This window comes from Curtobacterium sp. AB7 (assembly GCF_044909335.1).
GTDB lineage: Bacteria > Actinomycetota > Actinomycetes > Actinomycetales > Microbacteriaceae > Curtobacterium.
Window position 1 is genome coordinate 1 of sequence record NZ_JBIYED010000008.1, and the last position, 18,732, is coordinate 18,732.

The window sequence follows — 18,732 nt, forward strand, 5'->3', positions numbered from 1 at the left end:
CCCCGCCCGCCCCCCCCCCGCCCACGCCCCGCCCCCCCCGCGCCGGCGGGGGCCCCCCCCCCCCCCCCCCCCCCCCCCGGGCGCCCCCCCCCCGCCCCCCCCCCCCCCCCCCCGCCGCGCCGCCGCCCGCCCCCCCCCCCCCCCCCCCCCGCCTCCAGGCAGTCACCTGTACCACCCCCGGAAAGGACCCGACATGGCTCCCGCCATCTCCCTGCAGCTCTACACGGTGAACGCCGCGCTGGAGCCCGACCTCGACGGCGGCGTCCGCCGCCTTGCCGAGATCGGCTTCGACACCGTCGAGGCGTTCGCGTTCGTGGACCGAGCACCGCAGCTCAAGTCCGCGTTCGACGCCTACGGCATCACCGCGAAGACCGGCCACGCGTTCCTGGTCGAGGAGACGATCCCGCTGCCCGACGGCACCGTGATGACCGCTCCGTCGCACGCCGACACGTTCGCCGCGGCGAAGGAACTCGGCCTCGAGATCGTCATCGATCCGTTCGTCGGGCCCGACGCGTGGACGACCCGCGGGGGCGTCGAGCGCGTCGCCGCACGACTGAACGCCGCCGCCGTCGAGGCCGCCGAGCACGGTCTGCGCGTCGGCTACCACAACCACGACCACGAGCTCCGTCCGCAGATCGACGGGCAGCCCGCGCTGCAGGTGCTCGCGTCGCTGCTCGACCCGGCCGTGGTGCTCGAGCTCGACCTGTACTGGGCATCGGCCGCGGGCATCGACGTCGTCGCGTTCATCGAGGAGCTCGGTGACCGCATCGTCGCCGTGCACGTCAAGGACGGTCCGATGCGCGACGACATCTCCACCGCGACGATCCCCACCGACCAGACCCCGGCCGGCCAGGGCGACGTCCGGCTCGCCGAGGCGCTGCGTGCGGCGACGGCGCTCGAGTACGCCGTCATCGAGTTCGACGGGTTCGACGGGGACGTCTTCGACGGCGTGCAGCAGTCGTACGAGTGGCTCGCGGCACAGCTCGCGCCGGCCGGTTCGTCGTCCGCATCGGAGGTGTCCGCATGACCCGCACCGGACGCGTCGGCATCGGCTTCATCGGCGCCGGCATGATCAGCGAGCAGTACCTGGCGAACCTCACGACGTTCCCCGACGTCGAGGTCGTCCGGATCGGCGACATCGACACGGAGCGCGCCGCGGCGTCGGCTTCGAAGTGGGGTGTCGCGGCCTCGGGCGACGGCGCATCCGTGCTCGCCGACCCCGACGTCGAGATCGTCATCAACCTGACGCTCCCCGCCACGCACGTCGCCGTCTCGATGGACGCACTGCGTGCCGGCAAGCACGTGTGGAGCGAGAAGCCGATCGGCGTGGACCGTGCCTCGGCCGCATCGCTCGTCGAACTCGCCGACTCCCTCGGCCTGAAGCTCGGCATCGCCCCCGACACCGTGCTCGGCCCGGGCTGGCAGACCGCCAAGCGAGCGATCGAGGCCGGTGTGATCGGCACCCCGCTCACCGCGGTCACGAGCATGCAGTGGCAGGGGCCGGACGTGTTCCACCCGAACGCGTCGTTCCTCTACGCCAAGGGTGCGGGCCCGTTGTTCGACATCGGCCCGTACTACTTCACGGCGCTCGTGCACCTGCTCGGACCGATCGACTCCGTCGTCGCGACGGGGTCTCAGTCGCGGTCGACGCGGCAGTTGGTCGTCGGACCGAACGCCGGCGACTCGTTCCCCGTCGAGGTGCCGACCCATGTCTCCGTCCTGACCTCGTTCGAGCAGGGCGGCAACGCACAGTCGCTGCTGTCGTTCGACACCCCGCTGTTCCGCCACGGCGTGTTCGAGGTCAACGGGACCGAGGGCACGATCGTCCTGCCCGACCCGAACACGTTCGGTGGTGGGCACCCGATCCGGATCGCGCGACCGCTGACCGCGGACGCGACGTTCCCCTTCTCGCAGGAGTGGGACGTGCTGCTCGACGAGGAGCCCACCGTCGGCCGTGGGCTCGGCGTGCTCGACATGGCGCGGGCGATCCGCGGTGGTGGGTCGCACATCGCGACCGGCGAGGTCGGGTACCACGTGCTCGACACCATGGTCGCGGTCGAGGAGTCGATCGCCGCCCGCTCGTTCATCGAGGTCGAGTCGACCGTCGCACCGATCGCGTCGCTGCCCGAGGACTTCGACCCGCTCGCGGCGACGCTGGAGGGCGCGCAGGTCTGAGGGCTCGCTCGACTGGCGGGATCGACCCGGAACGACATCCCCGACGTCGTACGACGACGGGGATGTCGTTCTGCGTCGGCGCCGGTCTCAGCGAGCTGCGTGCGAGCGGAGTGCCACGACGACCTGGTCGAGGAAGTCGTCGACCTGGTCCTGGTCGTAGCCCTCGCGGAACTTCGTCGGTTGGAACCGCACGGCGGTCACGTCATCCGGCGTGAGCGGATCCACCGGCCGCCCCTGCTCGTACCCGGCGAGGGTGGTCTGGATCCGGTCGAGGAACGCATCGACCTCACCCTGGTCGTAGCCCTCCCGCCACTTGGTCGGTCGGAACCGCTTGTCGGACACGTCCTTCGCGAGCATGTGCTCCCCCTTCTGCATGCCCGTCATGCTCTCACGGACGTGCGCAGCGGCAGCGGCAGCGGCAGGGTAGGCGGGGGTCAGGGCTGCGGCAGTCGGCGGCCGAACACCGCGCTGAGGAAGCGCGCGAAGCGGGTCTCCGTCGGCTCCTCTGTCCGGACCGCGCGCGTCGGCGACCGGAACGCCAGGTCGTGCAGCATGTTCCGCTTCGAGCCGTCCCAGTTCGCGAACAGGTAGGTGCCGCCGATGAACGACATGCTCCGGACCGGCGTGCGCTTCCAGGAGTCGGCAGCCACGTAGTAGCCGGTGTGGCCGGAGCTGATGTGCTGGATCACGGTGTCGACGTCGATGACGCTGGTGGTCGTCACGACGGCGGTGATGCCCGTGCGGTCACGGGCGACGTACTCGATGAGGTGTTCGGTCACGGTTGGACTCTTCGTCGCAGAGGCGGGACGCCACGACGGTGAACGTGGCGAAGGGTGTTCGGAACCGCCGTTGCTTCCGACAGCAGAATACGTCCGGTTCGCCGTGGCGTCACCGGAATGTCCGACGGTCGCACACGCTCGATCGCTCAGTCGGGTCGGCGGACCACCCACGAAGCGATCAGGTCGACGGCAGCCGCGAAGTCGATGCTGCCCGGTCGGTTGAGGAAGGCGTGCCGGCTGTCGGGCAGGACGTGACGTTCGAGATCGACCCCCGCGGCACCGAGTTGCCGTGCGAACCGGTCGCCGGATGCGCGCATCGTGTCCCGCTCGGCGTCGAGCACCAGGGTGCGCGGGAACGTGCTGAGGTCCTCCGGTGCCGGGAACGCTCCGGCGCCGAGCGGCCCGGCGTAGGTGCGGTTCGCGGCGTCGAGCAACAGTGGAGCGTGCGTGATCCGCCGGTGCCCGCGGACGAGGCGCTGCACCGCTGGGTCGCGGGGGAGTCGCGCGTGGAAGAACCCGTACGCGAGCACGGTGCCGGCCAGGGGCGGGCCAGCGGCGACCGCCGACGCCGCGAGGCATGCGCCGGCACTCGCGCCACCGAGCACCAGGCCGGCCGGGCACTCCTCCGCGAGCGAGCGGAGCACCGCTACGACCTCGTCCCGCGCGTGCGGTGCACGTCGGCGTGCTCGTGGACCCGTCCGCCCGATCCAGGGCATGCCGGGCAGCGGACCGAGGCGGTAGTCGACGGTGATCACCGGGATGCCGCGGGCGCTGAGTGCACGGGCCACGGCGTCCGACTCGGGCAGGTCGAGGCTGCCCCGGAAGAACCCACCCCCGTGCAGCCAGACCAGCGTCGGAGCTGGGGCGGGGTCCTGCGGGCGGTAGCGCCGGATCGGGACCGGTCCGTGCGGACCCACGACGTGGTCGTCCACGACGTCCGCCGATGCCCCGATGCCCTGTCCCCGCATGCCAGCAGACTACGGGCCGGTAACGATGCGAGCGCCGACACTGCCGTCGGTGCACCGTGGAGTGGTGCGCACCTCGAAGACTGCTCTGTTCCTGACCGGCGCGGCCGTGGTCGCCCTGCTGACCGGCTGTTCCGGTGGCGGGGACGGTGGCGACGCGACCCCGACCGTCACCGAGACCGTGACCGCGGCGCCGACGGACACGGCAGCCACCCCGTCGCCGACGAGCACGCCGACACCGACGCCGACCCCCACCCCGACCTGTGGTCCCGCGACCGGCTCCGAGGCAGCAGCCGCCGGGGTCGCTGCGCTGCCCTCGCCCGCCGGCCTCGAGGACACCAAGTGGGACGCTGCGAACGCCGACTACACCGGCTACGACGCCTGCGCCACCCTGTCCTGGTCCGTCGTCGCGCCCGAGTTCGGCACCGCGGGGTCGCCGTACGCGATCCTGCTCTTCCACCAGGGCCGGTACCTCGGCACCGCGACGTCCGAGCAGTACGCGTTCGAGCCGGCCATCGAGCGGTTGGCCGACGCCTCGATCAAGGTCACCTACACGTACGCGAAGGCGAACGAGGCGAACGCTGACGCATCCGGTCGCACCACCGCGACGTACATCTGGAACGACGGCACCGAGCGCGTCGACATGACCGGCGAGGTCCCGCCCGTCGGCTGACCCGGCGTCGGTGGCTCAGCGGCGCTCGCGCGCTCCGTGGTGCGGATCGAACTCCCGCCGCAGCGACCGGAGCACCTGCATCAGGATGTGGATCTTCGTCACGCTCGCGCCGAACGGCCGCCCGATGACTGCGCGCGGCAGCAGCACGAACCGGCCCACTGCTTCGGTGACGATCCAGATGCCGGTATCGGTGCGTTGTCCGCGGACGTCCGTCGAGGCCAGCTCGATCGTCCGGACGTCGTCCCACACCAGGTCGAACACGGGATCGTCGCGCTCGGGTGACCACGCGTGGAGGCCCGCCGCGTCGACCGTCCACAGCTCCGGCCTCGGGTCCGGGAAGTCGTCGGCGGCGTACGGGCCCGTGCGGAGGACGGGCAGGTGGAAGCGCGTCGTGGTCCCGTTCCGGCGGATCCGGTCCAGCACCACGCGGTCGCGCCGCCCGCGCAACCAAGACAGCACCGCGGCCACGGGTCCGAACCCGAGCAGCAGCACCGAGAACAACGGCACGGCGAACGGGCGTCGGGCGTCCGAGTGCAGGATGCCGTCGAGGTGGGTCGCCGAGAAGTACACCCCGATCCCGCCGGTCACCGTGACGATCGCGAGGCCGACCAGGAACGGCCACCGCTTCGGCATCTCGCCGTCACGCAGCCGCTGCACCCACCGCTCGCCCGAGTACTCCACCACGCCATCCTGCCCGGCTGGACCGCACCACGGCCGCGAGCACGAGATGCTGTTCCCATGCAGTTCGCCCGCACCGCCGCTCCCGGTGTCGCCGTCGCCGTCGCGATCGGCCTCGTCGCGACCCTGATCGGATCGGTCGTCCCGGTCGTGGGCGGACCCGTCCCCGCCGTCCTGATCGGCGCGGTGCTCGGCTGGCTCGTCCGCCGTCGGACCGGCGGCGACCTGGCGGCACTCGCCCCCGGCGTGAAGTTCTCGTCGAGCCGTGTGCTGCAGTTCGCGGTGGTCCTGCTCGGCGCGCAGCTGTCGATCGGCGAGGTCCTGCGCATCGGCGGTGAGACCCTGCCGGTGATGCTCACGACGCTCGTCGTGTGTCTCGGAGCAGCGTGGGGGATCGGCCGACTGCTCCGGGTGTCGGGCGCCCTCCGCACCCTGATCGGCGTGGGGACCGGCATCTGCGGTGCGTCCGCGATCGCGGCCGTCACGCCCGTCATCGGTGCGGTCAGCGCGGACGTCGCCTACGCGATGTCGACGATCTTCCTCTGCAACATCGCCGCGGTGTTCGCCTTCCCTCTGCTCGGCCACGCCCTCGGCCTCAGCCAGCACGCCTTCGGCGTGTTCGCGGGGACGGCGGTGAACGACACGTCGTCCGTCGTCGCCACCGCGACGGTCTACGGTCGCCAGGCGACCGACACGGCGGTCGTCGTGAAGCTGGTGCGCACCCTGATGATCATCCCGATCGTCATCGGGCTGGCCGGACTGGAGGCCCGACGCGCCTCCCGCGAGCAGGTCGCGCCCGACACGGGGTCGCGCAGCGGGTTCCGCGTGTTCCGGTTGGTCCCGTGGTTCCTGATCGGGTTCCTCGTGGTGGTGCTGCTCCGGACCGTCGGGGTGCTGCCGGCTGACGCTGCCCCGGAGTTCTCGACCGCGGCGTCGTTCCTCATCACGGTGGCCCTGGCGGCGATCGGGTGCTCGACGGACTTCGCGGCGCTGCGACGTGCCGGCTTCCGTCCGATGCTGCTCGGTATCGCGCTCTGGGTGTTGGTGGCGGGCACGAGCCTCGCGGCGCAGGCGGTGTTCGGCCTGCTGTAGGTCGGAGCGAGACGGGGCTTGCACCGGTCGTACCCATCGTTTATCGTTGTATCGAAATTCGATGGTATCGATGATCGACAGGGGAAGACGCAATGACCGCACCCGTGTACGAACCGCCCCGCGGCCGGAACTCCTACCTCGCCTACGTCGCCTGCTGCGTGATCGGCATCGCGCTCGTCGTCTGGCGGTACGTCGACCTGCTCGTCCGCTCGGTCAGCTCCGGAACGGTGTCCGTGCCCGTCCGGATGACCGCGACGAGCGACGTTCCGCAGCCGCCCGGCGGTGCGACCGTCACCGCCGACCACCTCGTGCTCCGGGCCCCGATCGCGGACGTGCCGGCGGGGGCGATCGGGTACATCCGGGTCGGTGATGCGCTCGAGGTCCTGTTCGTCAGTGCGCTCATCGCCCTCGTGGCGGCGGTGGCGTGGAAGATCTCGCGCGGTGGGCTGTTCGACCGGTCGACGACCCGGATCCTCGACTGGCTCGCGGCTGTGGTGCTCGTGGCCGGGTTCGTGCCCCAGTTCGTCCGCCGGATGGGGTGGAACTGGGTGGTGTCGGGGCTCGGCTGGGACGGGCGCCTGCCGACGCCCGATGTCGACCACCAGTTCGTGCCCGTGTACCTCGGCCTGCTCGTCGTCATCTGCTTCCGGTTCGCCCTGACCGCCTCGCAGCGGATGGTGCGCGACCAGTCCGGGCTGGTCTGATGCCCCCGGAACAAGAGGACGGCCACGCGGTCGTCTGCCACCTCGACGAGCTGCTCGCCGCTCGGGGCATGACGCTGACCGAGCTCGCGGACCGGGTCGGGGTGACCGTGGTGAACCTGTCGGTGCTGAAGAACAACCGGGCACGCGCGATCCGCTTCTCCACGCTCACCCGGCTCTGCCAGGAGCTCGGGTGCCAGCCGGGCGACGTCTTCTCGGTGCGGACCGACTGAGCCCGGGCGCACGGTTCAGATGATCCGCGAGTCGATCACCGCCCGGTCGCCGCGGTACCGCGAGAACCCGTACTCGACGGGCGTCCCGTCCGCCAGGCACATCAACCGCTCGATGTGGAAGATCGCCTGACCGGGGTCGATGTCCAGCAGGTCGGCCGTCCACTGGTCGGCGTTCACGGTGCTCAGCAGCAGCCGCCGGGCCTCCGGACGCGCACCGGCCTTCCGGACCAGCACGTCCGGCACGTACTCGGTGAGCGGCTCGGCGACCAGATCGGGGAAGCGCTCGTGCGGTACCCAACTCGTCCGGACCCGGCTCGGTTCGCCGTCGAACGAGATGAGGCTCTCGACGAAGAACGCGCTGCTGCCGGTCATCTGCAGGTTGCGCCGGACGGTCTCCGGCGCGGTCACCTGCTGCACGCACAGGTGCACGATGCTGAGCCGGGGTGACTCGAACACGCTGCCGCCGGCCGTCTCGCCGTAGATCGTGACCTCGTCGGACGTACGGGCCAGGCTCACCGAGGCGACGGGCCGGACACCGAACGTGCCGGATCGCGGTGCACGGGTGAGCAGCCGCTGTTCCTTGAGCAACGTCAGCGCAGCCCGCAGGACGTTCCGCGTCGTGCCGTACAGGTCGAGCAGCTCCCACTCGTACGGCAGCGGGCCGGTGAACCGGCCCGCGACGATGTCGGCCCGGATCAGGTCGGACACCTGGCGCGCCGCGTCGGAGCGTCGGTTGAACCCGATCCAGTGCCCCGGCGCCGACGGGGTCGTCCCGACGCCCATGTCGGTCCAGGCCGCGGTCGGGGCGAACTCCTCCGGCACGATCCCGGTCACGAGGCCACCCCCACCGTCGAGACGTCGCCGGTCCAGCCGGCCCATCGCAGGAACTCCCGGGCCAGTCGCACCGGGTAGTCGGGCGCCTGGATGTCGAGCGAGACGAACACGCGTCGGTAGAACGTCGGCCCGCCGAGCAGGTCGACGGCGATGCCGAGGTCGACGTCCGGGCGCAGGTCGCCGGCGTCCATCGCCCGCTGCAGCATCGCGTTCACCCGCAACCGTCGGTCCAGGTGCCACTCGGTGACGGCCTCGGCGACGCGCGGCTCGTGCGACGCGGTCTCCACGATGAGCGGGAGTGCGCGGCCGACCGGCGTCGCGACCAGGGCGTGCACCCACCCCCGGGTGAGCCCGAGGACACCCTCGGCGATCGGGGCGTCCTGGATCGTGGGGATGTGCTCCTCCATCAACCGGATGACGGTCTCGGTGAGCAGCACCTCCTTGCTCGACCACCGCCGGTAGATCGTCGCCGCCCCCACCCCGGCAGCGTCGGCGACGGCCCGGATCGTGAACGCGCGCGGGTCGCCCTCGGCCAGGATCTCGACGCACGCCGTGTAGACGGACTCGCCGACGGCGGCACTCCGAGGCCGACCGCGGGCCGGCGCCTCGGTGCTCGCCGTGGTGCTCGTCGCGGGGCTCATGCCGCGTCCCAGTGCTCGAGGACCCGGTCCATGCTCCAGACCTCGCCGATCTTGGCGGCGATGTCGAACAGGTTCGCCTCGTGCACGCTCGGCAACCGGTCGCCCACCGCCTCGCGCACGACGATCGGGACGAACCCGTGCTGCATGGCATCCGTGGCGGTCGCGCGGATGCACCCGCTCGTCGACAGCCCCGCGATGAAGAGGGTGTCCACACCGCGGGCGACGAGGTCGGCGGCCAGCGAGGTGCCGAAGAACGCACTCGGGTACTGCTTGGGCACCAGGGTGTCCCCGGCCTGGGGCTCGAGCCCGTCGACGAACGCGCCCGTGGACGCCCCCGGCAGGTACGCGGCGAGCGCCGGCACCTTGCGGAAGAACACCCCGGCGTTCGACCCGTCGGCGGACAGTGCCATGGTGGTGATCGCCACGTGCACCCCGGCGGCGCGGGCAGCGGTCGTGAGCTCCCGCATCCGCTCGACGGGTTCCTCGACCCCGGCGTAGAGCCCGCAGTCGGGGTCGACGTAGGCGCGGACCGGGTCGACGACGACGAGCGCGGCGCGTCGTCCTGGCTGCAGCGCGCCGGTGAACCCGGCCGCCGCGTAGTCCTGGTGGTCGTCGGTCATGGGGTCCTGCTTCCGTCGTGGGTGGTCGTTGCCAGGGTGGGGACGGTCACGTGGACGCCCCCGGCTCGGGGACCGGACCCGACCTGTCGGGCCGGAGTGGTGCCTCCCGGTCGGGTGGTCCGAACGGACCGAACGCGACGATGAGCGCGCCGAGGGCCGCGCAGCCGGCGAAGGTCAGCGCTGCGGCGCGGACGCCGTCGACGAACACCTGGACGTCGCCGGCCGGCAGACCGAGCAGGCTGCCGTCGTAGGCGGCTGCCGCCTGGGAGGCGGACAGTCCACCCGTCGCGATCGCGAGTCCGAGGGCCGTCGAGAACAGGAAGCCGGCGTTCTGCAGGGCGGAGCGGATGGCGTTGGCGATGCCGCGTCGGTGTTCCGGGACCCGGGTCATCAGTGCGGACGTGCTCGGCGTCATGAACACGCCCGTCCCGACCCCGACCGCGCCCAGGCCGGTGGCGGTGACGACGTAGGCGCTGCCGTCGGCGAGCGAGACCGCGAGCACCGCGGCGCCGAGTGCGATGAGGAGCATGCCGATGGTCGACAGGGTCCGCGCGGCCACTCGGCGGGCGAGGAACCCGGCGCTCACGGCGGCGACGGTCGTGCCGATCGGGGTCGGGAGCACCCAGAGGGCGGCCTCGACGGCGTCCTTGCCGTCGACGGCCTGGAACGACAGGGACGCCAGCAGCACGAGCGCGTAGCTGGACAGGGCGCAGAGCCCGGCGGCGGAGAACAGGGTGATGGTGGCGCGGTCGCGGAAGATCGCCGGGTCGACCAGCGGGTGTGCGACCCGCCGCTGGGCCCACACGAAGACGCCACCGAGGACCACTGCGCCCGAGGCCATCGCCACGACGGGCACGGCCGACCAGCCGATCGAGCCGCCGATCGAGACGGCACCGACGAGCAGGCCGACGGCCGCGACGGACAGGATCGACCCCGGTACGTCGAGGCGCTCGCCGGAACGGGGACGGGTGCTGTGCGGGATCAACCGGAGCGACCAGACGAGTCCGGCGAGTGAGATCGGCACGCCGGCGAGGAAGATCCAGCGCCACCCGAAGGACTCGGCGACCAACCCGCCCACGACCGGGCCGATGACCTGCCCCACCGCGGCGACGGTGGCGTTCAGGCCGAGGCCGAGCGACAGGATCGACTCCGGGAAGACGTCGGTGAGCAGTGCGGTCGTGTTCGTGACGATGGCCGCCGCACCCACGCCCTGCACGAGCCGGGCACCGAGCAGGACGGCGGCGTCCGGGGCGAACCCGCACGCGAGCGAGGCGAGCAGGAAGACGAGGATGCCGGCGATGTACAGGCGCCGCCGGCCGACCAGGTCGGCGATCCGTCCGAAGACCAGGATCAGGGTGGTCGTGGTGAGCATGTAGCTCAGGAGCACCCAGCTGGACTGCACCGCGCTGGCGTCGAGGTCGCGGCTGACGTCGGGGAGTGCGACGAGGAGGGCGCTCGAGGAGATGAAGACGAGGACGACGCTCAGGCTCGATGCGCAGAGCACCTGCCAGGCGCGTCGTCGGGCGACGCCCTCGTCGATGGTGCGGCTACTGATCGGTCGGCCCTCGCACGGCGGACGACGGCGGCACCAGGCGGTGGTGCGTCGTGACCCGCTGGAAGGCGGCGGCGGCGGACAGCACCAGGCGGTCGTCCCACGGCCGCGCGACGAGCTGCACGCCGACGGGCAGACCGTCGGGCGCGGTGCCCGCCGGCATCATCAGCGCCGGGAACCCCACGTAGTCGAACAGGCGGGTGTTCCGGGGGACGACGTCGTGCAGGTTGAACCGCTCGCCATCGACCGACATCGTCAGGTCGTCGAGTCGCGGGGCGGTGGCCCCGATGCCGGGGGTGAGCACCACGTCCACGCCGGCCTCGTCCATCCGGGCGACCATCGCGGCCTGCACGAGCGGGCGGCGGCGGAGTGCCCGGAGGTAGTCCGCCGCGGTCGGCAGGAACGACACGTCGAACCGCACGCGGGTCCCGGCGTCGAACAGGTCGGCCGTGGCGGCGTTCGCCTCCTGGTTCGCGGCGAGCTCGCCGTAGAAGACGGTCCAGCACTCCGCGTCGATCGACTCGAGGTCGTCGAACTCGATCGGCACGAGGGTCGCCCCGAGTCCGCGGAACCGTTCGGTCGTGGCGGCGTGGGCGTCGAGCACCGCCGTGTCGACGCGTTCGGTGAACCAGCCGCGCGGCACCCCGATGCGGAGCCCCTCGACCCGTTCCGGTGCCGCCTCGATGAGCGGGACGGCGGTGAACGACGTCGGGTCCTCGCCGTCGGACCCCGCGACGACCGCCAGGACGAGCGCGAGGTCCTCGGCGGAGCGGGCCATCGGACCCACGTGGTCGAGGGTCCACGACAGGCTCGCGACCCCGGTGCGCGGCACGAGGCCGTAGGTCGGCTTGATCCCGGTGGTGCCGCAGAGCGCAGAGGGCACGCGGATCGACCCGCCGGTGTCGGATCCGAGCGCCAACGGGACGATCCGGGCGGCGAGCGCCGAACCCGACCCGGTCGACGAGCCACCGGTCCAGCGCTCGGGGTCCCAGGGGTTCCGCACGGCACCGTACCGGGCGTTGTGCGGCCCACCGCAGGCGAACTCCGTCGTGGCCGCCGTGAACACGGGGATCGCGCCGGCTGCACGGAGTCGGGCCACGACGGTCGCGTCGGCCGGGGCCACACGGTCGCCGGTCTGGAGCGAGCCACTGGTGACGATCGTCCCCGCGACGTCGATGATGTCCTTCACGGCGAACGGGATGCCCTCGAGCGGTCGGGCCTCGTCGTTCGCCCAGCGACGGGTGGACTCGGCGGCGGCCGCCTCGGCCCCGTCCACCAGGCGCAGGACCGCGTCCGACCAGACGTCGTCGCTCGTCCAGTGTGGAGCGAGTGCGGCCAGGACGGCGGACGGGGTGGTGGTGCCGGAACGGTAGGCGTCGAGGAGCTCGACGACCGTGGCCGCGGCGGGGTCGGCGGCGGGGTCGGCGGCGGGGTCGGCGGCGGGGTCGGCGGCGGGGTCGGCGGCGGGGCGGGATGCCGACGGCGGGTCTTCGGGCCGTGCTGCGGTGGGCGCAGCGTCGATCGCGGCGCCCAGCAGCCGGTCGAACAGCTGCGCACTGTGTGCCGGTTCCGCGCGCAGCGCCGACGGGGCGGCCGGCAACGGGTTCGCGCGGCTGGCGGCCAGCGCCCGGTCGAGCTGCGGGGCGATGGTGCCGCGGACCACGGCGGCGACGTCCGTCATGCGGGGACCGCCGCCGGTGCGTGGGCGTCGGCGAGGTACCGGAACACCCCGGGCTGGCGGTCGCGTCCGAGTGGGAAGTCGTCGCGTGCCGCCGCGACCTCGCCGACGTCGACGGTGGCCCGGATGATCGGCCCCGCCTGGTGGGCAGGTGCCGAGACGACCAGGTCGCCCCGCGGTGAGACGACCGACGACCGACCGAAGTAGCTCACGGTCTTGCCGTCGACGGTCTCCTCGCCACCGCGGTTCGGGGCGACGATCCACGTCTGCGTCTCGAGCGCGCGGACCTGCAGTTCCTGGGTGAACAGGGTCTCGCGGAAGCCCATCGACGACACCAGCACGAGCATCACCTCGGCACCGGCGGCCCGCGATGCGAGCCAGTACTCCGGGAAGCTCCGGTCGTAGCAGATGAGCATGCCGAAGCGGGTGCCGAGCGCGTCGAACACGACCGGTCCGGAGCCGGCGGCGAAGTAGTGCTTCTCGTCGACGTCGGAGATCGCGTTGGTCGGGATCGAGGTCTTGCGGTACGACGCCACCTGCTCGCCGTGCACGTCGGTACCGTGCACGAGCGTGCCGTCGGCGTCGATGAGCACGGCGCTGTTGTACTGCGCGTCGCCCGCGTCCTCGTACAGGCCGAAGGCGACGGCGGTACCCAGACGTTTCGCCGCGGCGGCGAACCGTGCGGTCGCCGGGCCGGGGACGGGCTGCGCCCAGGCCTTGCGGCTGTCGTTGACCACGCCGCAGAAGTAGGGCGTGGTGCAGAGCTCGGGGAACACGACGAGGTCGGCGCCCTCGGCCGCCTGTTCGAACAGGGTGATGAGTTCGTCGAGCGCGGCGTCGCCGTCGGCCGGGGTCTGTCCGGCCTGCACCACCGCGACCTCGATGACCGGTCGGCTCGATGCGGCGCTCATGCGGTGACCGCGCTCGGGGCGACGGACTCCACGCCCTCGCGGGTGCGCATCAGCGGCTGGATGCGCGTGCCGAAGTCGTCCATGCCCTGCAGGAAGTCGTCGAACACGAGCATGATGCCCTTCGTGCCCTCGACGACGGCGGCCTCGTCGAGCATCGCCGCGACCTGCTCGTACGAGCCGACCAACGTGCCCATGTTCATGTTCACGGCGCCCTCGGGCAGGGAGATCCGCTTGGCGGTGTTGCCCTCCTCGCCCTCGGTGTCGGTGAGTGCCTGGCCCGTCATCCACGAGATCGCCTCGACGTCGACGCCGTCGTTGTAGAGCGCCCACTTGGCCTGGGCGGCCTCCTCGGTCTCGTCGGCGATGACCATGAACAGCACGTACGAGCCGACGTCGCGACCGGTCTTCGCCCGCGCCTCGATGAGGGCCTTGTTCTGGTCGGCGTAGGCGGTCGGGGTGTTCACGCCGACGCCCATCGAGAAGTTGTAGTCGGAGTACTGGGCGGCGAACGCCATGCCCTGGGACGACTGGCCGGCCGAGACGATCGGGATGTGTCCGGTCGGCTTCGGCAGCATCTTGCAGTCGTTCATCGTGAAGTAGTCGCCCTTGAAGTCGGACTCGCCGTGCTCCCAGAGCTCCTTCATGACCTGCATGTACTCGGTCTGGTAGGCGTAGCGGCGCTTGAAGTGCACGTCGTCGCCGGGCCACAGGCCCATCTGGTCGTACTCGGCCTTCTGCCACCCCGCGACGAGGTTCAGCCCGAAGCGACCGTGCGAGATCGAGTCGACCGTCGCCGCCATGCGCGCCGCGATCGCCGGCGGGATCGTCAGGACCGCGGTGGTGGCGAACAGGCGGATCCGCTCGGTGCGGGCGGCGAGACCGGCCATCAGCGTGAACGACTCGAGGTTCTCGTCCCAGAATCCGCTCGGGCCGCCGTACCCGTGCAGCTTGATCATCGACAGCGCGAAGTCGAAGCCGTACGCCTCGGCCTTCTGCACGATCTCGAGGTTCAGGTCGAAGGACGGCTTGTACTGGGGCGACGTGGTGGAGATGAGCCAGCCGTTGCTGCCGATCGGGATGAAGACTCCGATGTCCATGGGGGACTCGCTTTCTGTGGTGGGTGTCGAGCAGGGAGGGGAGGACGAGGTGGGTCAGGAACGCTTCGCGGCGGCCTTGGCGGCGGTCGCGACGGAGTGCCGCCGGATGGTCTGCGACACGGCGACGGCGACGATGAGGGCGCCGCCGTAGAACAGCTGCTGCACGAAGTTGTCGGCGCCGAGCATCTGCAGGCCGACGACCCCGGAGAACAGGAAGTACACGGCGATGAAGGTGCCGATCGCGTTGAAGCGGCCCGGGATGATGGCGGTCGCGCCGAGGTAGCAGGCGGCGAACGCGGGGAGCAGGAACGACTGTCCGCTCGACGGGTCTGCGCCGCCGAGCGTGCCGGCGTAGACGACCCCGGCGACCGCGGCGGTGAGGCCGGCGCCGACGAACGCACCGACCCGGAGCCGTCGCACGTTCAGCCCGGAGAGCTCGGCGACGGTTCGGCCGGTGCCGACGAACAGCAGCCGTCGGCCGACCGGGGTGGCACTCAGCACGACCAGGACGACGACGGTGGCGATCAGGCCGTACACGAAGGCCAGCGGCAGGCCGGCGAGCCCGCGCCACCCGACCGTGGCCTGCACCAGGGCGGGATCGATGCCCGTCACCGACGACGAGGCGCTCATCCACTGGATGATCCCGATCATGAACGTCGAGGTGCCCAGCGTGACGATGAACGAGTCGATGCGGAAGCCGACGGTGAGCAGGCCGTTGACGAGCCCGACCACGACGCCGATGACGAGACCGGCGGCGATCGCGGGCACGAGTGGGACGTCCATCTTCGCGTTGAGCACGGCGATGGTCATGGCGGAGAGCGACATCGTCGAGGCGCCGGACAGGTCGAACTCGCCCGCGGTCAGGGGGAAGAGGAACCCGAGCGCCAGGATGAGCAGCACCGACTGGGACCCGAGGATGTTCTGCAGGTTGCCGAGGGTCGGGTACGTGTCGGGCAGCACGATGCTGAACGCGATGACGATGACGAGCCAGGCACCGAGCAGGGCGTAGCGCTCGGTGTGCCCCCACGAGAAGCGCGGGCGGGTCGGACGGACGATCGAGGTCTCGAGGACGGGGTCGGCGGTGGTGGACATCAGGCGTTCTCCTTGACGAGGGAGGGAACAGCAGCAGGGGACGGAGCAGCAGGGGACGGCGCGGCGGGTTCGGCCGCGTCGACGAGGCTCGCCACGACGGCGGCCGCGATGACGTCGCGGTCGACGCGTCCGTCGGTCAGCACGTCGTGCACGCGACCGTGGGCGAGGACGACGACGCGGTCGCACAGCTGCGCGAGCTGGTCGTAGTCGGTGGAGGCGCAGACGATTGCGACGCCCTGCTCCGCACTCCGGCGGAGCATCGAGAAGATCGCAGCACGGGCGCCGACGTCGATGCCCTGGGTCGGTTCCTGCAGCAGCACGAGCCGGGGGTCGTCCTGCATCCACTTCGCCAGGACGGCCTTCTGCTGGTTGCCGCCGGACAGCGTGCCGAACAGGGCGGACGGGTCGGCGGGTCGGACGTCGTAGTCACGGACGAGTCCCGCGACGTGCGACCGTTCCCGCGCGGGCGAGAGGCCGAGCAGTCCGCGGAGCTTCCCGAGGACGGGGAGCGTGACGTTCTGCTCGACGGACAGGGTGAGCGCACCGCCCTCGCGCTTGCGGTCGGCGGGGACGTACACGACACGGCGGGCGATGGAGGAACCGGGCGACACCCGGGCCAGGTCGATCGGGGCTGCCTGCACCTCGTGGTCCCGCACGGTGAGCGAACCGGTCGCAGGTCGTGCGCCGTACAGGCCGGGCAGCACGTCCTCGACGCCCGAGCCGGCGAGGCCCGTGATGCCGACGACCTCGCCGTCCGCGACGTCGAACGACAGGCCGTCGACGACACCGACCCGGAGGTCTCGGACCGCCACGACGGCGTCACCGGTGGTCGCCGGACGCGGGGTCCTGGCGGCGGCGCCGTCGAGCCCGCGGCCGACGATGAGCGCGACGAGCTCGTCGGCCGTCGTCGTGGCGGTGTCACGGTGCGCCTGGACCCGGCCGGCCCGCAGGACGGTGACCCGGTCGGCGTGCTCGAGGACCTCGGACATGTCGTGCGACACCAGCAGTGCCGAGGTGCGACCGTCCGCGACGAGGTCCTTGACGACCCGGAACAGCAGGTCGGCGTCCTCCTTCGGCAGGAACACCGTCGGTTCGTCGAGCACGATGAGCGCGCGGTCGTCGCCGAGTTCGGCGACGGCCCGCAGGATCGCGACGAGCGCCTTCTGGGTGTCGGAGAGCTCGTCGATCCGTGCGCGGGGGTCGATGTCGACCCCGTACCGGGCGAACAGCTCGGCGGCGGCGCGGTGCTCGGCGCCCCAGCGGACGAAGGGGCCCCGGCCGGCCACGACGGTCGCGAGCCGCAGGTTCTCGGTCACGCCGAGCGACGGGACGAGCGCGAGGTCCTGGTGGACGAAGCTGATCCCGACGCGGCGGAAGTACCCGGGCGGCACCGGCAGTGGCAGTCGGGCGCCACGGACCTCGATCGTCGCTCCCGGCTCCGGCGCGTAGGTGCCGGACAGGATCTTGATGAGGGTGGACTTGCCGGAGCCGTTCTCGCCGAGGAGCGCGTGGACCTGGCCCGGCAGGACCTCGAGGTCGACGTCGTCGAGTGCGGTCAGTCCGCCGAAGCGCTTCGTGAGTCCGCTGATCCGCAGCACCGGCGTGGCGGTCACTTCGCCGCGCCCCAGATGGCTTCGTACCCGGTCTTGTAGGCGTCGCCGTAGCCCTTGCTCGGCGCCGGCGGAGTGCCGGTCTCGTCGACGTTGTCCTTCGTGAAGACCTTGAGCGGGGTCTTCTCGTCGCCGTCCTCGATGATCGGGGTGTCGGTCAGGATGCGGCCGGCCTGGTCGAGCGTGGCGTACGCGAGCCACTCCATGTTCTCGCCGATGTCCATCGTGAGGACGCTGCCGTCCTGCAGGATCTTCAGCACGGCGGGGGTGCCGTTGTACGACGAGGTGAACACCTGGCCGGTCTTGCCCGCCGCGGTCACGCCGGCCTCGACGTAGAGGGTCATCGAGTCGTAGACCGGCAGCACGTAGTCGAGGTTCGGGTTGGACTGCACGGCGGACTGCACGGTCGACGAGATCTTCGTCGCCCAGTCGGCGACCGGCACGTTCGTCACCTTGACGGTGCAGCCGTCGCACTGCGCCTCGAACTCGTCCTGCATCGCCTGCACGATGCCGTCGGACGGGGGGACCTCGGAGGACGTGATGATCAGGACGTCGCCCTGGCCCTTCGTCTCCTTGATGGCCCAGTCGGCGTTGAGCTTCGCGGCCTCGTGGAACGGGGCGGTCACCTGCGCGGCGACGAGGTCCTGCAGCTGGTCCGGCAGCGCCTCGCCGGTCTGGTACGTGTGGCTGATCAGCACGGGGATCCCCGCGGCCTTCGCACGCTTCAGCGCCGGGACGATGAGTTCACCGTTGACGCCCTGCGCCAGCACGATGATGTCGGCGCCGCGGCTGATCGCCTGGTCGATGCCGGCGGAGTGCTCGGTGGGCGTGCCCTGGTTCGTGTACTCGATCCACTTCGCGCCGTACTGCTCGGCGACCTTCTCGCCGGCCTCGTCGACCGCGGTGATGAAGGGGACGGCGGACGAGTTCGGGATGTTGAAGATCGTCTTGCCGGCGATCCCCGACATGTCGAAGGGTTCGCCCTCGAAGGTGAACTCGGGGTCGACGCTGGCCGCCTCGATCTGGCTCGTGGCGTGCTCGACCCCGGCGGTGTCGTCGCCGGAGCTCGTCGACGCGGTCGAGGTGGCCGAGCAGGCGGACAGGAACAGCACGCCGGAGAGTGCGGCGGCGAGGAGCGCGGGACGGGGGAGACGCGTTCGGGACGGTGCGGGGGACGACATCGGTCGGGGACCTCCTGGACGGGTGGAGCAGGGAAGGTACGGGGAAGCTGCAGCGGGTACGACGAACACCCCGCGGCGCGGGGTGGCGTGTGCAGGGAGCCGGGAGACGTTCACCGGCGGCGGGGCGTCGGGGTGACGCCGGCCGCTGCAGTGGGGCTGATGCGAATGTAACGGCAGCGGGGAGCCAGCAGGCGGTCGCCCGGTAACGGTCCTGTTAGGC

The 18,732-nt window shown here is 71.6% G+C and carries 19 protein-coding genes and 2 pseudogenes; 6 read left to right on the forward strand and 15 right to left on the reverse strand.

Going from position 1 to position 18,732, the window contains the following annotated elements:
• Positions 1 to 193 precede the first annotated feature (193 nt).
• Complete coding sequence (locus ABH929_RS14950) at positions 194 to 1,027, forward strand: sugar phosphate isomerase/epimerase family protein (protein ID WP_404561774.1); 834 nt, start codon at positions 194 to 196, stop codon at positions 1,025 to 1,027.
• Positions 1,024 to 2,175, forward strand: a complete 1,152-nt coding sequence (locus tag ABH929_RS14955; protein WP_205463090.1) for a Gfo/Idh/MocA family protein — start codon at positions 1,024 to 1,026, stop codon at positions 2,173 to 2,175. Before ABH929_RS14950 ends, ABH929_RS14955 begins: the two co-directional genes overlap by 4 nt.
• Before the next feature lie 105 nt (positions 2,176 to 2,280).
• Here the strand turns inward: ABH929_RS14955 and ABH929_RS14960 are convergent.
• From ABH929_RS14960 to ABH929_RS14975, 4 genes and pseudogenes are all read right to left on the reverse strand, one after another.
• Positions 2,281 to 2,400 (reverse strand): annotated as a pseudogene (locus ABH929_RS14960) (DivIVA domain-containing protein); the annotation flags it as partial.
• A 39-nt stretch (positions 2,401 to 2,439) separates the two neighbouring features.
• A pseudogene (locus ABH929_RS14965) lies at positions 2,440 to 2,559 on the reverse strand (DivIVA domain-containing protein); the annotation flags it as partial.
• A gap of 50 nt (positions 2,560 to 2,609) precedes the next feature.
• On the reverse strand, positions 2,610 to 2,954 hold the full coding sequence (locus tag ABH929_RS14970; protein WP_205463089.1) for a hypothetical protein: 345 nt from the start codon (positions 2,952 to 2,954) through the stop codon (positions 2,610 to 2,612).
• A 146-nt stretch (positions 2,955 to 3,100) separates the two neighbouring features.
• Positions 3,101 to 3,922 (reverse strand): alpha/beta hydrolase, encoded by an 822-nt coding sequence (locus ABH929_RS14975; RefSeq protein WP_404561775.1) that lies wholly within the window; start codon positions 3,920 to 3,922, stop codon positions 3,101 to 3,103.
• A 64-nt stretch (positions 3,923 to 3,986) separates the two neighbouring features.
• Between ABH929_RS14975 and ABH929_RS14980 the strand changes: the two genes are divergently transcribed.
• Positions 3,987 to 4,592 carry an LppP/LprE family lipoprotein gene (locus ABH929_RS14980; protein WP_404561776.1) on the forward strand — a complete coding sequence of 202 codons (606 nt, stop codon included), beginning with the start codon at positions 3,987 to 3,989 and terminating at the stop codon, positions 4,590 to 4,592.
• 15 nt (positions 4,593 to 4,607) lie between these two features.
• On the opposite strand, the gene ABH929_RS14985 is transcribed toward ABH929_RS14980, so the two are convergent.
• Positions 4,608 to 5,273, reverse strand: a complete 666-nt coding sequence (locus ABH929_RS14985) for a hypothetical protein (RefSeq protein WP_404561777.1) — start codon at positions 5,271 to 5,273, stop codon at positions 4,608 to 4,610.
• 57 nt (positions 5,274 to 5,330) lie between these two features.
• Here ABH929_RS14985 and ABH929_RS14990 point away from each other — a divergent pair, with 57 nt between their 5' ends.
• The 3 genes from ABH929_RS14990 (at position 5,331) to ABH929_RS15000 (ending at position 7,296) form a co-directional block, all read left to right on the forward strand.
• On the forward strand, positions 5,331 to 6,362 hold the full coding sequence (locus ABH929_RS14990) for a YeiH family protein (protein ID WP_404561778.1): 1,032 nt from the start codon (positions 5,331 to 5,333) through the stop codon (positions 6,360 to 6,362).
• A 92-nt stretch (positions 6,363 to 6,454) separates the two neighbouring features.
• Complete coding sequence (locus ABH929_RS14995) at positions 6,455 to 7,066, forward strand: hypothetical protein (RefSeq protein WP_404561779.1); 612 nt, start codon at positions 6,455 to 6,457, stop codon at positions 7,064 to 7,066.
• On the forward strand, positions 7,066 to 7,296 hold the full coding sequence (locus ABH929_RS15000) for a helix-turn-helix transcriptional regulator (protein ID WP_123341187.1): 231 nt from the start codon (positions 7,066 to 7,068) through the stop codon (positions 7,294 to 7,296). The genes ABH929_RS14995 and ABH929_RS15000 overlap by 1 nt, the downstream gene beginning before the upstream one ends.
• Before the next feature lie 15 nt (positions 7,297 to 7,311).
• Here the strand turns inward: ABH929_RS15000 and ABH929_RS15005 are convergent, their stop codons facing one another.
• Genes ABH929_RS15005 through ABH929_RS15050 form a run of 10 tightly spaced genes read right to left on the reverse strand, consistent with a single transcriptional unit; the run spans position 7,312 to position 18,512 of the window.
• Entirely contained in the window at positions 7,312 to 8,130 is an 819-nt protein-coding gene (locus ABH929_RS15005) for a GntR family transcriptional regulator (RefSeq protein ID WP_131846589.1), read from the reverse strand.
• Positions 8,127 to 8,771, reverse strand: coding sequence for a TetR/AcrR family transcriptional regulator (locus tag ABH929_RS15010; RefSeq protein ID WP_404561780.1), 645 nt, complete (start codon positions 8,769 to 8,771; stop codon positions 8,127 to 8,129). The genes ABH929_RS15005 and ABH929_RS15010 overlap by 4 nt, the downstream gene beginning before the upstream one ends.
• Positions 8,768 to 9,391 (reverse strand): isochorismatase family protein, encoded by a 624-nt coding sequence (locus ABH929_RS15015; RefSeq protein ID WP_263091459.1) that lies wholly within the window; start codon positions 9,389 to 9,391, stop codon positions 8,768 to 8,770. Before ABH929_RS15015 ends, ABH929_RS15010 begins: the two co-directional genes overlap by 4 nt.
• 46 nt (positions 9,392 to 9,437) lie before the next feature.
• Complete coding sequence (locus ABH929_RS15020; RefSeq protein ID WP_404561781.1) at positions 9,438 to 10,895, reverse strand: MFS transporter; 1,458 nt, start codon at positions 10,893 to 10,895, stop codon at positions 9,438 to 9,440.
• Between the two features lie 43 nt (positions 10,896 to 10,938).
• A complete protein-coding gene (locus ABH929_RS15025; protein ID WP_404561782.1) occupies positions 10,939 to 12,624 on the reverse strand; it encodes an amidase in 1,686 nt (561 codons plus the stop codon).
• On the reverse strand, positions 12,621 to 13,532 hold the full coding sequence (locus tag ABH929_RS15030; RefSeq protein ID WP_404561783.1) for a carbon-nitrogen hydrolase family protein: 912 nt from the start codon (positions 13,530 to 13,532) through the stop codon (positions 12,621 to 12,623). The genes ABH929_RS15025 and ABH929_RS15030 overlap by 4 nt, the downstream gene beginning before the upstream one ends.
• Complete coding sequence (gene rutA, locus ABH929_RS15035) at positions 13,529 to 14,629, reverse strand: pyrimidine utilization protein A (protein ID WP_263091463.1); 1,101 nt, start codon at positions 14,627 to 14,629, stop codon at positions 13,529 to 13,531. The genes ABH929_RS15030 and rutA overlap by 4 nt, the downstream gene beginning before the upstream one ends.
• Positions 14,630 to 14,683: 54 nt before the next feature.
• Positions 14,684 to 15,721 carry an ABC transporter permease gene (locus ABH929_RS15040; RefSeq protein WP_263091464.1) on the reverse strand — a complete coding sequence of 346 codons (1,038 nt, stop codon included), beginning with the start codon at positions 15,719 to 15,721 and terminating at the stop codon, positions 14,684 to 14,686.
• On the reverse strand, positions 15,721 to 17,334 hold the full coding sequence (locus ABH929_RS15045; RefSeq protein WP_404561784.1) for a sugar ABC transporter ATP-binding protein: 1,614 nt from the start codon (positions 17,332 to 17,334) through the stop codon (positions 15,721 to 15,723). The genes ABH929_RS15040 and ABH929_RS15045 overlap by 1 nt, the downstream gene beginning before the upstream one ends.
• Complete coding sequence (locus tag ABH929_RS15050) at positions 17,331 to 18,512, reverse strand: sugar ABC transporter substrate-binding protein (RefSeq protein WP_404561785.1); 1,182 nt, start codon at positions 18,510 to 18,512, stop codon at positions 17,331 to 17,333. Before ABH929_RS15050 ends, ABH929_RS15045 begins: the two co-directional genes overlap by 4 nt.
• Between the last annotated feature and the right edge of the window lie 220 nt (positions 18,513 to 18,732).